We start from the raw sequence: 14619 nt of genomic DNA, 5'->3' as shown, positions 1-14619 counted from the left end.
TATGGTATCACTGGCATTTATGTTAATGTGGCTGCCAATGTATTGTTGAGTAATTTATGTACAGCAAAGATCAACAGTCCCTAATTAGTGTAGCCGTTCCAGAATTTGTTGATTTAAAGTCATATATTTTGTAATAACATATTTTTTAACAAAAATTCAATTTTAGAATCTTGGCGATTACTAATATTTATAAAAAACTCCTACAAACAAAGATCACCTTATAGCTCAAATGAATATCATTATAATAATTAATTAGTACCATCTTTTTAGGTAGTATTTATAATAATAAATATGATTAAGTAATTAGAGAGAGTTTCTCTTGAGCTAATTAGAACTAAAGAAGGACTTTATTATGAGTAATATCTTTGATGATAATTCACAAACTATTGGGTATACACCATTAGTCAGATTAAAACATTTTGGTCACGGTAATATTTTAGCCAAAATTGAGTCTCGCAATCCAAGTTTTAGCGTCAAATGCCGCATTGCCTCAAACATGATTTGGGATGCTGAAAAGCGTGGTTTATTAACTACTGATGTTGAACTAATTGAACCAACAAGTGGTAATACTGGGATTGCACTTGCAGCTGTAGCCGCTGCTCGAGGCTATAAGCTAACGTTAACCATGCCTGAAAGCATGAGTATTGAACGCAGAAAGCTACTAAAAGCCTTAGGTGCTAACTTAGTATTAACTGAAGCTGCTAAAGGTATGAAAGGCGCAATCGAAAAAGCAGAGGAAATGGTGGCAAGGGATCCTAAAAAGAACCTGATGCTACAGCAATTTAGTAATCCTGCTAATCCAGAAATTCACGAAAAAACAACGGGCCCTGAAATTTGGCTAGATACCGATGGAAAAGTCGATATTTTTATTGCTGGAGTAGGAACTGGTGGCACATTTACTGGTGTAACACGTTATATCAAAAAAACACAAGGTAAAAATATAACAGCAGTTGCCATTGAGCCAACCAACTCACCAGTAATTAGTCAAGCACTAGCAGGTAAACCAATTAAGCCAGGACCTCACAAAATTCAAGGTATTGGAGCTGGTTTTATTCCTGCAAATCTTGATTTAAGTTTAATTGATGTGGTGGAAAAAGTATCAAATGAAGAAGCGATCAAAACAGCCCGTAATTTGATGGAAAAAGAAGGTATTTTAGCAGGAATTTCATCTGGTGCCGCCGTTTATGCTGCCGATCGATTAGCAAAATTACCAGAAAATGCTAATAAAACTATTGTAACCATTTTACCTTCTTCTGGTGAACGCTACTTAAGTACTGACTTATTTAGTGGCATGTTTACTGAAAAAGAGCTCGGTTAAATTCCAAATAGAATTAAACTTGATTAATAAAAAAGCGTAGCTGAGCAAATAGCCACGCTTTTTGTTACATAAACTAGTATAATTTTAACTGTTCAATTATCCTGAATAATCCCAAAATGGTGATACGCATGAGGTGTAGCAATTCTACCGCGTGGCGTTCTTTGGATATAACCTTGCTGAATTAAAAAAGGTTCAAGTACGTCTTCGATCGTTTCACGCTCTTCTCCAATTGCCGCGGCAATGTTATCTAAACCAACAGGACCACCCATAAATTTTTCTATAATGGCCAGTAATAATTTGCGATCCATATAATCAAAGCCTTCATTATCAACATTAAGCATATCTAGCGCTTGAGTAGCAATTTTTTTGTCGATAACACCTTTTGATTTTACATCAGCATAATCGCGCACTCGGCGCAAAAGTCGATTTGCAATTCGGGGAGTACCGCGTGAACGTTGTGCAATTAAATGCGCACCTTCGTCTGACAGATCCATGCCCAAAAATTTAGCGCTACGGCTAACAATATATTCCAAATCCTCAACCCGATAAAACTCAAGTCTTTGTACAATACCAAAACGATCTCGCAATGGCGAAGTTAACGACCCTGCACGAGTTGTTGCACCTATTAATGTAAAGGGGGGAAGATCGATTTTGATTGAACGTGCAGCAGGTCCTTCACCAATCATAATATCTAATTGATAATCTTCCATAGCTGGATATAAAATTTCTTCAACTACAGGCGAAAGCCGATGAATCTCATCAATAAACAGCACATCGTTTGGCTCTAGATTAGTTAGCATAGCGGCTAAATCGCCGGCTTTTTCTAAAACAGGACCTGATGTAGTGCGTAAATTTACATTCATTTCGTTTGCGACAATATTAGCCAATGTAGTTTTTCCAAGCCCAGGGGGACCAAAAATAAGCACATGATCAAGTGCATCACTGCGTTGTTTAGCGGCTTGAATAAATATCTTCATTTGCTCACGAACTTGCGGTTGACCAATGTATTCGTCTAAATATTTTGGACGAATTGCACGATCTAATGACTCTTCTTCCTTTTGCGCTTGTGGTGCAATCAAACGATCCGCTTCAATCATAATAAATCTCTATTTACAATGCTGATTTTAAGGCTTCACGAATCAGCGTTTCGCAATCCATATCAGGATTAATTACTTTATTAATAATACGGCTAGCTTCTTGTGGTTTATAACCTAATGCAATTAAAGCTGAAACAGCCTCGCTTTCAATTTGATTAGCTGACTTTTGAACACTATCTACATCAGAAACCAAGCTAACATTTGATGATTGCTCACCAAAATGTTTGAGGCGATCTTTCATCTCAACAATTAATCGTTGTGCAGTTTTATTACCTACGCCAGGCAATTTAACTAGTGTTTTAATTTCACCTTGTTCAACAGCACTAATAAATTGCGCTGCTGACATGCCCGATAAAATGGCTAACGCCAACTTAGGACCAACTCCATTAACTTTAATAAGTTCACGAAACAATTCACGCTCTTGTTCTTGATTAAAACCATATAGGATTTGGGCATCTTCACGCACGGAAAAATGTGTTAACACAATGACCTCTCGTCCATTTTCGGGTAATTCATAAAAACAGGTCATCGGCATAAACACATCGTAACCGATGCCACCGACTTCTATCAAGACTTTAGGAGGTTGCTTTTCAATAATGGTACCACGTAAACGACCAATCACAATATATCCTTAATAATAAAGCATAACAAATAAGCAAATAATAAGGTGTAGTTTACCCGATAGCAAAAAAATAATAAAGAAAAACTGTATAAATAGACAGGCAATAACAAAAAAATATCGCCGACTTGGTACTCAAAGTCGGCAATGCAAAAAGTTTAACTAACTGAATTAATGCATTAACTTAAAACGGCATTTTAAAACCTGGTGGTAATTGCATGCCACCAGTAACCTGAGCCATTCTTTCTTTTTGTGCTTCATCTAAACGGCGAGCCGCATCATTATAAGCCGCAGCAATAAGATCTTCTAACATCTCTTTATCATCATCAGCCATAAGTGATGGATCAATTTCAACGCGCTTACAACTATGAGTACCATTAATAGTGACTTTAACTAAACCAGCACCTGATTCGCCAGTAACTTCTAATTTAGCGATCTCCTCTTGTGCTTGTTGCATTTTAGCTTGCATTTGTTGGGCTTGTTTCATTAAATTGCCCAAACCACCTTTTCCACCTGAAAACATAATAATTCCTCATTAAAAAATATAGTCTGCATTATACAGGACGAATACTGGATTCATCAATCTTAGCATCAAAATATCGACAAATTGTAGCCACTTTTGAATCTTCGGCAATGGCTATCTTCGCCTGCGCAAGTTTTTCTTGGTATAACTCTTCGCGCATTTCAACTGGTGTTTTATAATTTACATCATCAATAATAATATCTACATCAAGCTCTTGGTTACGATGTTTGCATAGCGCTTTTTTTATCTTTATCACATTCGATATCGAATTAATCAAATGCTTAACGGTTGAACGCAAATGCAACACAATCGTTCCACTATCTACTTGTTCAAAAGCTGAATTAGCTACGATTTGCTTAATTAACGGCGGTAAATCTAATTGCTCGATCTCGGCACACCAGGCATCTTTTTGCGCCATTTCGGTAATTAATTTCTTAATCATTTCAGGAGTTTTATCACCATTTAGTGACTCACGAAAAGCCTTAGTATCGACCACCAACTCTTCCTTCATTGCAGTTAGACCACTGGCTTGCCATTGATAATTTTCAGCGGTAATATCTTCTTTACTATTGCCGTTATCGTTGTTATCGATATCGTTTACTGGCACAACGCTCTGTTTAATTCGTGTTAGTGATTTATTTATTACTAAATTTTTTGGTTGAATTACATCAACCGATTCAGACTTTTTTGGATATTGTTCCTCTTTTAACAACTGCATACGCATTTCTAAAATGCTTTTAGTCACCGACGACACATCATCAGGAATCGTTAGATCCGCCGTTGCTGGTTTGGCTTTAGATGTTGACGCTGTTTTTGAAGACAAAACGGTTAAATCGTTTAAGTCATTGTGCTGACTTTGCTCATTTGTTAATGACGAACTTATCACTGATTGTGGTGTATTCTGTTCGGTATGATTAACTGGCTGGTTCACTGTTGCAAGTATAGGATCAGATTGCTGAATTCGAGATTGTTTTTTAGTTTGATTTACAGCCTGATTATTAGCTTCTGCTTGCCTTGATACATTCGCATGCATTACTGCTTGTGATTGCGATTGGGTATTAGGCGGTTCTTTAGTTTGCTTTTGAGTTTGAGTCTGCTTATTGCCTTGAACAGATGCCGAACTAGCCATAACTAGTGGTGTAACAGCATCAACAACCTTTGGCATAAAGGCTAAAGCGCGTAAAAAACTCATCTCGACACCAATTTTTTTATCAGGCGAAAAAGAAAGCTCTTTACGACCCATTAGCAAAATTTGATAAAACAACTGCACATCGTTAGGTGCCATATATTGTGCTAAAAAACGTATGCGCTCTTCATTATCAATATAATCACCCAAAGCAGTTGGCACTACTTGTAATAACGCAATTTGATGCAATAAAGTAATGGTTTCGGCTAACAGATTATCCCAATCAGCGCCCTGTATAGCAGCTGCTTCAATTTGTTGCATTAAGGCATTACCATCACTATTATGTAATGCTTCAACAATTGCAAAAGGAACCGACTTATCAAGTGTACCAAGCATTACCGACACTGATTCTGCATCGACCTTACCGTTACCAAGAGCAATCGCTTGATCGGTTAAACTCAGCGCATCACGCATACTGCCATTAGCTGCTTTAGCTAATAACCCAATCGCTTTCGGATCGCTGCTGATTTGCTCTAATTTTAAAATATGTTCAAGTTGCTGGCCAATTAATGTTGTATCTAATACATTTAAATGTAAATGCAAACAACGTGATAAAATAGTTATAGGTAATTTTTGCGGATCTGTAGTTGCCAATAAAAACTTAACATGCTCAGGTGGCTCCTCTAGGGTTTTAAGAAGTGCATTAAAGCTACTGCGCGATAACATATGCACTTCATCAATCAAATAAACCTTAAAGCGCCCTTTAGTTGGTAAATATTGGATGTTATCAAGTATTTCACGAGTGTCTTCGACCTTGGTACGAGATGCGGCATCAATTTCAAGTAAATCAACAAAACGACCTTGTTCAATATCACGACAATTATCACAAACTCCACATGGTGTAGCAGTAATGCCTGTTTCGCAATTCAGCCCTTTTGCTAACAAACGCGCAATTGACGTTTTACCTACTCCTCGAGTGCCTGAAAACAAATAAGCATGATGAACTCGCCCTAGCGAAAGTGCATTAGACAAAATTTTAAGGACATGTTGCTGCCCCACAACCTCAGAAAATGATTTTGGTCGCCATTTGCGTGCCAGAACTTGATAACTCATAATCACCATAACTCATTGCCATTGAATTTGGCACTAATCATATCATAAACTGGCAAAATAGTCTTGATACAGTCAATAATCGATGCAATATTAATCAACAAAATTTAGCTTGAGGAAACCTAAATTTGCTATTAAAAAATAAAAGTGTAATAGTGCTAACCTAAACATACCTAACAAATTATAAAATGGAATATATAAGAAAGCACAACGAAAAAAGAGCGTTTTTCTAAACCACCTATATGGCGTTAATAGAGATAGAGAGGGGAACGAGGTAATTAAATATTTTCTAAACCACCTATATGGCGTTAATAGAGAAACAGATATACTATAAACATAGTTTTGCAAAAGCAAAACAGGTTTTCTACTTTAAAATACCCTTTTCTACAAGATGATTTTAATTTATTGTTTTTCATTAATTTTTACCCATCAATAAAAAAAGGGTTGGCGTGAATTTTGAGTTTTTGGATAATGCACAGATTTCACCATTAAAAAACATTCAGGTAAGCCATTGATTTTATTTGATTTTAACATTAAGTTTTAGAAAAAATAATCAGTGAAGAAATAAAAAAACTTCCCTAATATTATTCGCAATTAATTGAAATCGTTTTAAGATTAAATCCTGCCTCTTTATACAACTTGTACCGTTTCCTTGCTAATGACTTTAGCTGCTCATCCACTGGCACAAAATCGATAATATCACGATAAACACCTGCAAATTCAGGAAATTGTTCTTGTAAATTAATAAGTAGCTGACGTGTGCCGCTGCTGCGTTTTTGTGGCCAGCTAATTTCAACAGGTGATCCCCCTTTCATGCCTTCACCAGCCAAATTATGCGGAACAAAATTGTCGGTTTCGAGTTGCCATAGGTACTCGTCTATTCGTTCTGCTTGACCCTGATCTTGACAAGCAACTTGCACGCGCTGATTGGCGTGCCATGCTTCAACTATTTTTTTGCATGCTAGTTTTTCGTAAAAAAGCACGCCAGACTCGTCGGCTTCTGTTTGGTTTTCAAGTAAATAGAAGATCACTTTTTTCATAAAATCTTAGCTCGATTTATTGATCTAGTAGATATTGAATCAACATGGCAACTGGACGACCCGTTGCTCCTTTTTGCCCACCAGATTTCCACGCTGTGCCAGCAATATCTAGATGTGCCCATTGATATTTTTCGGTAAAACGTGATAAGAAGCATGCCGCAGTAATGGTGCCGCCATCTCGACCACCAGTATTAACAATATCAGCACAGGTTGATTTGATTTGTTCTTGGAATTCACTATCAATCGGTAGCGCCCATGCTTTGTCGCCTGCTTTGTTGGATGATAAGATCAATTGTGCAACTAATTTGTCGTTATTACCCATTACTCCAGTATAGTGATGTCCTAGTGCAACGATACAAGCGCCAGTTAAAGTGGCAATATCAATAACAGTTTTTGGATTGTAACGTTCAACATATGTTAAAGCATCACATAAGACTAAGCGACCTTCAGCATCAGTGTTAATCACTTCAACTGTAGTACCTGACATGGTTGTCAATATGTCGCCAGGACGGTAGCTGTTGCCGTCAGGCATGTTTTCACAACCCGCCATGACTCCAACAACGTTAATAGGTAATTTTAACTCTGCCACAGCCTGCATAACACCATAAACGGTTGCCGCACCGCACATATCGTATTTCATTTCGTCCATGCCTGCAGATGGTTTGATTGATATTCCTCCTGAATCAAAGGTTAGTCCCTTGCCGACTAAAACATACGGCTGGGCTTTTTTATCTTTAGCACCTTTGTATTCAATAATAGTCATGATTGATTCGTTTTGCGAACCCCGCCCTACTGCTAAATAAGCGTTCATGTTTAATTTTGCCAATTCGCTTTCGCCAAGGCAGGTTACTTTTAATGATGAATGCTGTTTGCCTAGTTGTTTACCTTGTTCGGCTAAGTATTTTGCGTTACAAATATTTGACGGCATATTGGCAATTGTTTTTGTTACGGTAATAGCATTAGCAATAATTTGCCCTTGTAACAAGTTATCAGTTAATGCTGATAACGCTTTCTTATTATGAATTAATAATGTCACTTTAGTTAAGCTTGGTACAGGATCTTTAATCGTTTTAAAATCATCAAACCGATAAGTTATATCGCTAATAATTTGCGGCAATTGTTTGGCTATTTCAAGGCTATTTACTTCATTGAACGCTAATAGATCCCATGCGATATTTTTAATTTTTTGGGCTAGTAGTTCTTTTATTACCGCTTTAATAACGGTTTTAGCTTGAACTGAGTCAAATGTTTTTGCTTTGCCACAACCAACAAATAAAAGTTTTTGTTTTAAATTGTTATTTGGATATAGCAAAGTAGTTTTACCTAGTTCGCAACTTATATCACCTGATTTGATAAGTTGACTAACTAAACCATTGGTTGATTTATCGATATCTTTGACAAAATCAGACTGGTTTTTTCTTGAATCAATTGAAACAACTAAACACTCTGTTTTTTGTTTAGTTATAATAGTACTGTTTTTTATTTGAAATTCCATGGTGCTTCTCGTTTATGAATTAGTGCAGATAATTTATATTCTATCGGTTCATTGTTGGATAGCAACAAAAAGATAACTAAAACGAAACAAATCAGATTATAATAGTCTGGTTTTGTGCCAACAGATAAAGGTAAGATGTGATAATTCGTCGATATTTAGTGAAAGAAACATTGAAAACCCAAGGGGCAATTTTATTTATTTTGTTGCTGATTTTCTTTTCTCAAAAGTTAATTAGAATTTTGTCGAGCGCAATCGATGGTTCAATCCCTCGTGAATTAATTATGCCGTTACTAGTTTTAGGCGTATCAAATATGGCCGATCTTATTTTGCCGCTGAGCCTTTTTCTTGGTGTACTTGTTACTTTCGGGCGACTTTATTCTGATAGTGAAATGGTAGCAATGCATGCATGTGGTGTTAAGAAAAACTTAACTTATCAAGTAGTATTTTTTCTATGCATTTTAACTAGTATATTAACCGTAATGAATTCACTTTGGTTTGGTCCTTGGTCTAACGTTAAGCAAGATCAATTGGTTGCTAATGCTAAGATCAATCCTAGTTTAGCTGGATTATTAGCAGGACAATTCCAACAAACGCCAGATGGTAATTCAGTTATTTACATTGGTAATGTGGATAATAACAATTTAGAGAATGTCTTTATTGCTCAAATCAATCCAAAAGCAAATCAACGACCTTCTATTATTATTGCTAATAAAGGTAAGACTGGACACGATAACGAAGGTAACCAAATTATTACACTTGAAAATGCTAATCGTTATGAAGGTACAGCACAATTAAAAGATTTTAGAATTTCAAACTTTCATAATTATTTAGGTATCATAAAACCCAAAGAGTTAAATACTAACGAGGATAACGATAAAATCGATGTTCAGCAATTGGGAATATTAGAGCTTATTAACACTAATACACCTAAAGCTGTTGCGGAATTTTATTGGCGGATAACGCTAATTATTTCAGTACCATTAATGGCCTTTTTAGTTATTCCACTGAGCGTATCAAACCCACGAGGACGCCTTGCACAAGTTTTACCTGCTTTACTGCTCTATTTAGTTTACTTTTTATCAGCCAGTTCAATTAAGGCTAATGCAGGTAAAGGTCGGTTAGATCCCGAATTGTGGTTTTATATATTGAATTTAGGATATTTTGTGTTAGCGATAATATTGAATTGTTGGGATAACCTATTTATGCGTAAACTTCGCTTAAAATATTCTGCATCTTAAGGAGCAAAGCGTGTTTTCGATTTTAGATCGTTATATCGGTAAAACTATTTTAAGCACCATTGGTGTTAGTCTTTTTTTACTTATCAGTTTGTCGGGTATCATCCGTTTTATTGATCAGCTTCGAAAAATTAAAGTTGATTATGATGCGTTTTCTGTCGGTATTTATACGCTTTTAATGGCTCCAAAAGATTTAGAAGTATTCTTCCCGATGGCTGCGTTATTGGGTGCATTGATTGGTTTAGGATTGTTAGCATCCCGCAGTGAATTAATTGTAATGGAAACATCTGGCTTTAGTCGTTTCAAAATTGCATTTGCGGTGATGAAAACAGCATTACCACTAGTACTAATTACAATGGCGGTTGGTGAATGGGTTGCTCCAGTTAGCGAGCAAACTGCACGCAATATGCGTTCTGAAAAGCTTTATGGTAATTCGTTAATGGCTGAACAAGGCAGTCTTTGGGCTAAAGATGGTAATGATTATGTTTTTATTGGCCATGTAAATAACGATAATTCGATTTCGAATGTTTATATTTATTCAGTTGACCAAAATAAGCTTCAATCTATTACCTATGCTGCTTATGGAGTGTATGAAAATGATACTTGGACATTATCGCAAGTTGAAAAAAATGATCTAACAGTGCCCAATAAAGTAGTTGGTGTAAATACGATATCCATGCCTTGGAAAACAAGCATTACTCCTGATAAATTAAATATTGTCGCATTTGATCCTGACTCGTTGTCGGCTTCAGGGCTTTATGAGTATTCACAATATCTAAAAAACTCTGGGCAAGATACTAAGTATTATGATTTGCTGTTTTGGAAAAAGATCATTAAACCAATTTCAGTTGCTGTGATGATGTTGTTAGCTTTATCGTTTATTTTTGGTCCATTGCGTAGCGTATCAATGGGGATTCGTGTGGTGATAGGCATCAGCTTTGGCTTCTTATTTTATATTGCCGATAATTTGTTTGCCCAAGTAAGTATTGTTATTGGTATTTACCCTGTTATTGGTTCGCTTATAACCAGTTTCGTATTTTTATTGATTAGTTATATTTTATTTAAAAGGAAAAACTAGGTCTTTTAAAATTTTATCCTATCATCTGATTTAGATGATAGGATTTTTATATTGTAACGATTATGCTGTCTGTGATTGTTTATCAAACAGGTTTAAATATTGCCCATAACCTGCATCTTCCAGTTCCTCTTTAGGTATAAATCGTAAGGAAGCCGAGTTAATACAATAACGTAATCCACCTAACTCTTTTGGACCATCATTAAAGACATGTCCAAGATGAGAATCAGCTTCCACAGATCGCACTTCAATACGTCGCATACCAAAACTGGTATCCTTTTTTTCAACAATATTGCCCTTTTCTATCGGTTTAGCAAAACTAGGCCAGCCACATCCTGAATCGAATTTATCTAACGAAGTAAATAACGGCTCGCCAGATACAATATCAACATATATCCCTTCCTCATGATTAGAGTTAAATTCGTTTTCGAACGGTGGTTCAGTCCCATTTTTTTGAGTTACGTGATATTGCATAGGTGTTAATATGGACAGTGCTTTTTCCTTCATTGTTTTATTCATAAGTCACCTTTATGTTATTTATTTTAAATAATAGAATTAATTACGATTTAACATTGATTGCAATACTTTATCTTTAATCCAAAAATAATGATATAAGGCGCCAGCTATATGTAAAATAAGTAAAATTGCTAATAAATATGAGCTGAACTTATGCATAATATGAAAAAAATCATAAAACATGTTAGGCATATCAATAGCCGGAATAGAAATGATGCCAAAAAAATTCAGCGACCGACTACTCATTAAGTACCCAGACAGAGGCACAATAATTAAAAAAATGTAAATAAACCCTTGTATGGACGTCGATAAAATACGTTGTAGTTTTTGATTTTTGGGCAAGACATTAGGCACACCTTCAGCTTTAATAATTGTAAAACGCCACAAGGTTATTACAAATATCAACACGCCAAAAGATTTATGTAATAAAAAAATAGTAAACATACCACCCAAATAATGTGACAACGTCACCTTAAATAACACTAATAAAAACGTTAATACAATCAGTATCAATGTTAACCAATGGTTCCATTTTTGTTTACTACTATATTGCGGATAGTTTTGCATAATTCAATTGCCTCTTTATTTTTGCCAATGCTGTGCTAAAAACTTTGATCGCCCTGATAATTGATAATATTGATTATAATGCTGGGATTGTTTTGTATAATAATTTTGGTGATAATCCTCAGCTAGGTAAAAGGCAACTGCTGGCTCGATAGCGACACCTATAGGATTATTAAACTTCTTACTATCTTGTAATGCTTGTTTAGACGATAATGCTACTTTATGTTGATATTCATTATGATAAAAAATAACAGGACGATAAGAATCACCTCGATCAGCAAATTGCCCTTGTGAATCCGTTGGATCGATTTGTTTCCAAAAAATTTCAAGCAATTTTTTATAACTAATAACTTTTGGATCAAACTTAATTTGTACCGCTTCGGTGTGCCCTGTTGTGCCTGAGCAAACTTGCTGATAGGTTGGATTGATAACATTCCCCCCAGTATATCCTGCTACAATACTAATAACCCCTTCATACTGATCAAAGGGTTTAACCATACACCAAAAACAACCGCCAGCAAATGTTGCTTGTTCATATTGTTGCATAATAACCTCCCACTTAATATGTTAAACAATTCTTCTATTTATTGCTTAACTTCAGCATAATCATTAACACTAAAATACACTGCTTTAAATTAGCATACTACTTGAAAATGTTTAAAAAAACACCATATCATTGGTCAACGATTTCAGTTATAGAAGGATTCATTTATGGCAAGTGGATGGGCGTCTGACGATGCCGTTAATCAACAAATCGAAGGCACTATTGCTGATGCCATCGAAAACGCAAGAAGACAACTCAATCACGGTACAATTAGTGCTCATTTTTGTATTGAATGTGGAGAGCCTATTATAGAAGCCAGAAGGTCAGCATTGCCTGGCGTACAATATTGTTTGTCTTGCCAACAAGAAATCGATAAACAATTAGCTAAAACATCAAGTCTATATAATCGTCGTGGCAGCAAAGATAGCCAACTACGTTAATTTGAAGATACATTTTTAACCAATTGAGCTAAAAGATGGGTGGATTATTACCCACCCTAAGATACAAACAATAGTTATTTTTTACCTTCACGAACAGCGTCATAAGGATAAACAATTAATTTATTATCAAACCATTCAGCACAAAAAATATCTTCTAATTTTTCATAACCTTGTTTTGCAATTTCTTGTTTAACCCAATTTTCATCTTTTTTAAGTTGTTCTAAATTGTCATGGCTAATACCGCCATTTTCGATGATTAGCACGGCAATATCTTTATCACCTTTTTTGATAACAGTTAACGAACCATTTAATTCATACCAAACCTCTTTTAACTCATCAAAAGAAGCTATGCCTTGTATATTGACTAAGGTTTCAAAATCCCTTACTGGTAAGTTGGCTTTAACAAAATTATCCGTTATTAAATGCCCATTTTTAACAAGTTGGATTGGTTCGCCATCTATAGCATCGCGTAAACGTGAGTTTTTAGATTTGATAAATCGAATTAAAACAAGTAAGCCAGCCCAAATAGCCACTAATCCAGCCGATTCCCAAGAAGATACTGTCGGACTAAGTAAGGCCCCCCCAACCAACGCACCAATAACCATACTACCAACCTGATCAAGCTGTGACATAGGTGCTATTTGGCTTTTACCCGATAACTTCACATAAACAAGTAAAATAATTAAAGCTAATAAAAATTTTGGTGCCATTTCTAATAAATACATTTCCTTTCTCCAAGCTAAACAAAATATGTTGAACTACAATTCCAAATGCAGAATCAATAGAAACTTCTGTATCGAAACGGGTAATAATTTATGTAAAACTGGTATAATTTTTGTTTGATTAATGATCAATACGGTTCTATTTTCATGACTAAAACAAAGTATGATTATTAATATAATTTATTGATTGTATTTTACTCTAAAATTCACACAAATTATAAGATTATTACTTTGATTGCGATAACTAATTTCTATTATGCAATGTTGTAAATCGGTGTGTTTTAAGTTTGAAATGAAGGTAAAATATTTACCCACAAAAACAGTCAAAAAGTATATATTTCCAGTTAAAAAGGATAATAACAAATGCAACTAATAATCGAAGAATCGGAAAAACAATTATCTTTTGAAGAAATTGAAGAATTTAGCAACTATTTTGATAAAGAAATTCCACTTTCATTTATTGATTTTTACATTAAATTTAATGGTGGTTACCCTCCCGAAAACGGTGAACATAATTTCTTTTTATTAGGTGGCTTTAATCCAATAAAATATGGCGATTTAACTATAGAAGATATTTACACTAATTTAATTGATGACTTTTCTAATTTAAAAGATATGATTCCTTTTGCTTATGATGAGGGTGGAAATTGTTTTTTACTTTCATTAAAAAATGAAAATTATGGAGAAATATATATATGGCTGATGGATGAAAAAGAATTAGTTTTAGTATCTGAATCATTTGATAGTTTTATAAATAAGCTGTAGGAATTAATCGCATTGTTTAAAGTAATTAAAAAAATGTTGCAATGAATATACATAAAAACAAAATTAACGCCTTATAAGTTTTCAGTTGAGTATTTTAATCATAAAATATTAGGGCGTGTTGATCTTTCGTGATTATTTTTAGACGGCATGATGTGAGTTATAATAATTCTGCCAAAAACAACCATAACTCGATTCATCATGCCAAGAACAATGCTAACAGATAAACGGTGGGAGAAGCTACTACAAATAATGAAAAATACTGGCCGAGTTTATAATAAATCCGAGCATCGGATGACGTTTAAAGGGATCCTTTTCCGAATGAGAACTGGTATTCCTTGGCGAGATTTGCCAGTAGAGTTTGGTGAATGGAGCACCGTCTATAGACGATTTAATTTGTGGTCTAAAAAAGGAATATTAGTTGATATTTTCA

Annotated in this window: 16 protein-coding genes; 6 read left to right on the top strand and 10 right to left on the bottom strand. The window is 35.0% G+C overall.

Annotation, left to right across the window (positions count from 1 at the left end):
• Positions 1-352 precede the first annotated feature (352 nt).
• Entirely contained in the window at positions 353-1318 is a 966-nt protein-coding gene (gene cysK / locus ACGH6S_RS11140; protein WP_411578904.1) for a cysteine synthase A, read from the top strand.
• Positions 1319-1410: 92 nt separating this feature from the next.
• On the opposite strand, the gene ruvB is transcribed toward cysK, so the two are convergent.
• The 6 genes from ruvB to ACGH6S_RS11110 form a co-directional block, all read right to left on the bottom strand.
• On the bottom strand, positions 1411-2415 hold the full coding sequence (gene ruvB / locus ACGH6S_RS11135) for a Holliday junction branch migration DNA helicase RuvB (protein WP_174798314.1): 1005 nt from the start codon (positions 2413-2415) through the stop codon (positions 1411-1413).
• A 13-nt stretch (positions 2416-2428) separates the two neighbouring features.
• Positions 2429-3037, bottom strand: coding sequence for a Holliday junction branch migration protein RuvA (ruvA, locus tag ACGH6S_RS11130; RefSeq protein ID WP_065589753.1), 609 nt, complete (start codon positions 3035-3037; stop codon positions 2429-2431).
• Positions 3038-3218: 181 nt separating this feature from the next.
• Positions 3219-3557 carry a YbaB/EbfC family nucleoid-associated protein gene (locus ACGH6S_RS11125; protein WP_065561174.1) on the bottom strand — a complete coding sequence of 113 codons (339 nt, stop codon included), beginning with the start codon at positions 3555-3557 and terminating at the stop codon, positions 3219-3221.
• 31 nt (positions 3558-3588) lie between these two features.
• Positions 3589-5796 carry a DNA polymerase III subunit gamma/tau gene (dnaX, locus tag ACGH6S_RS11120; protein ID WP_411578905.1) on the bottom strand — a complete coding sequence of 736 codons (2208 nt, stop codon included), beginning with the start codon at positions 5794-5796 and terminating at the stop codon, positions 3589-3591.
• A 581-nt stretch (positions 5797-6377) separates the two neighbouring features.
• Complete coding sequence (locus ACGH6S_RS11115; protein ID WP_065610897.1) at positions 6378-6833, bottom strand: DNA polymerase III subunit chi; 456 nt, start codon at positions 6831-6833, stop codon at positions 6378-6380.
• 16 nt (positions 6834-6849) lie between these two features.
• Positions 6850-8328, bottom strand: a complete 1479-nt coding sequence (locus ACGH6S_RS11110; protein WP_411578906.1) for a leucyl aminopeptidase — start codon at positions 8326-8328, stop codon at positions 6850-6852.
• A 137-nt stretch (positions 8329-8465) separates the two neighbouring features.
• Between ACGH6S_RS11110 and lptF the strand changes: the two genes are divergently transcribed.
• The gene (gene lptF, locus ACGH6S_RS11105) at positions 8466-9566 is read left to right on the top strand and encodes an LPS export ABC transporter permease LptF (protein WP_411578907.1); all 1101 of its coding nucleotides are present in this window, start codon (positions 8466-8468) and stop codon (positions 9564-9566) included.
• Between the two features lie 10 nt (positions 9567-9576).
• Positions 9577-10641 carry an LPS export ABC transporter permease LptG gene (gene lptG / locus ACGH6S_RS11100; protein WP_297223796.1) on the top strand — a complete coding sequence of 355 codons (1065 nt, stop codon included), beginning with the start codon at positions 9577-9579 and terminating at the stop codon, positions 10639-10641.
• 60 nt (positions 10642-10701) lie between these two features.
• On the opposite strand, the gene msrB is transcribed toward lptG, so the two are convergent.
• Genes msrB through msrA form a run of 3 tightly spaced genes read right to left on the bottom strand, consistent with a single transcriptional unit; the run spans position 10702 to position 12267 of the window.
• The gene (gene msrB / locus ACGH6S_RS11095) at positions 10702-11145 is read right to left on the bottom strand and encodes a peptide-methionine (R)-S-oxide reductase MsrB (RefSeq protein WP_174798341.1); all 444 of its coding nucleotides are present in this window, start codon (positions 11143-11145) and stop codon (positions 10702-10704) included.
• 48 nt (positions 11146-11193) lie between these two features.
• Positions 11194-11721 carry a cytochrome b gene (locus ACGH6S_RS11090; RefSeq protein WP_411578908.1) on the bottom strand — a complete coding sequence of 176 codons (528 nt, stop codon included), beginning with the start codon at positions 11719-11721 and terminating at the stop codon, positions 11194-11196.
• A gap of 15 nt (positions 11722-11736) precedes the next feature.
• Positions 11737-12267, bottom strand: coding sequence for a peptide-methionine (S)-S-oxide reductase MsrA (gene msrA, locus ACGH6S_RS11085; RefSeq protein WP_366940515.1), 531 nt, complete (start codon positions 12265-12267; stop codon positions 11737-11739).
• A 162-nt stretch (positions 12268-12429) separates the two neighbouring features.
• On the opposite strand from msrA, the gene ACGH6S_RS11080 reads away from it, so the two are divergent.
• Positions 12430-12702 carry a DksA/TraR family C4-type zinc finger protein gene (locus ACGH6S_RS11080; RefSeq protein ID WP_065589760.1) on the top strand — a complete coding sequence of 91 codons (273 nt, stop codon included), beginning with the start codon at positions 12430-12432 and terminating at the stop codon, positions 12700-12702.
• A 74-nt stretch (positions 12703-12776) separates the two neighbouring features.
• On the opposite strand, the gene ACGH6S_RS11075 is transcribed toward ACGH6S_RS11080, so the two are convergent.
• Positions 12777-13427: a DUF421 domain-containing protein gene (locus ACGH6S_RS11075; protein ID WP_034912801.1), complete on the bottom strand. Its 651-nt coding sequence runs from the start codon at positions 13425-13427 to the stop codon at positions 12777-12779.
• 360 nt (positions 13428-13787) lie between these two features.
• Between ACGH6S_RS11075 and ACGH6S_RS11070 the strand changes: the two genes are divergently transcribed.
• Positions 13788-14189, top strand: a complete 402-nt coding sequence (locus tag ACGH6S_RS11070; RefSeq protein ID WP_065589761.1) for an SMI1/KNR4 family protein — start codon at positions 13788-13790, stop codon at positions 14187-14189.
• A 198-nt stretch (positions 14190-14387) separates the two neighbouring features.
• Positions 14388-14619, top strand: a 232-nt coding sequence (locus tag ACGH6S_RS11065; RefSeq protein ID WP_411578909.1) for a transposase, incomplete at its 3' end; no start/stop codon positions are given.

Source organism: Gilliamella sp. BG3 (assembly GCF_046635605.1).
In the GTDB taxonomy this organism is placed as follows: Bacteria; Pseudomonadota; Gammaproteobacteria; order Enterobacterales; family Orbaceae; genus Gilliamella; species Gilliamella bombi.
This window is presented reverse-complemented; position numbering and strand designations above follow the sequence as displayed.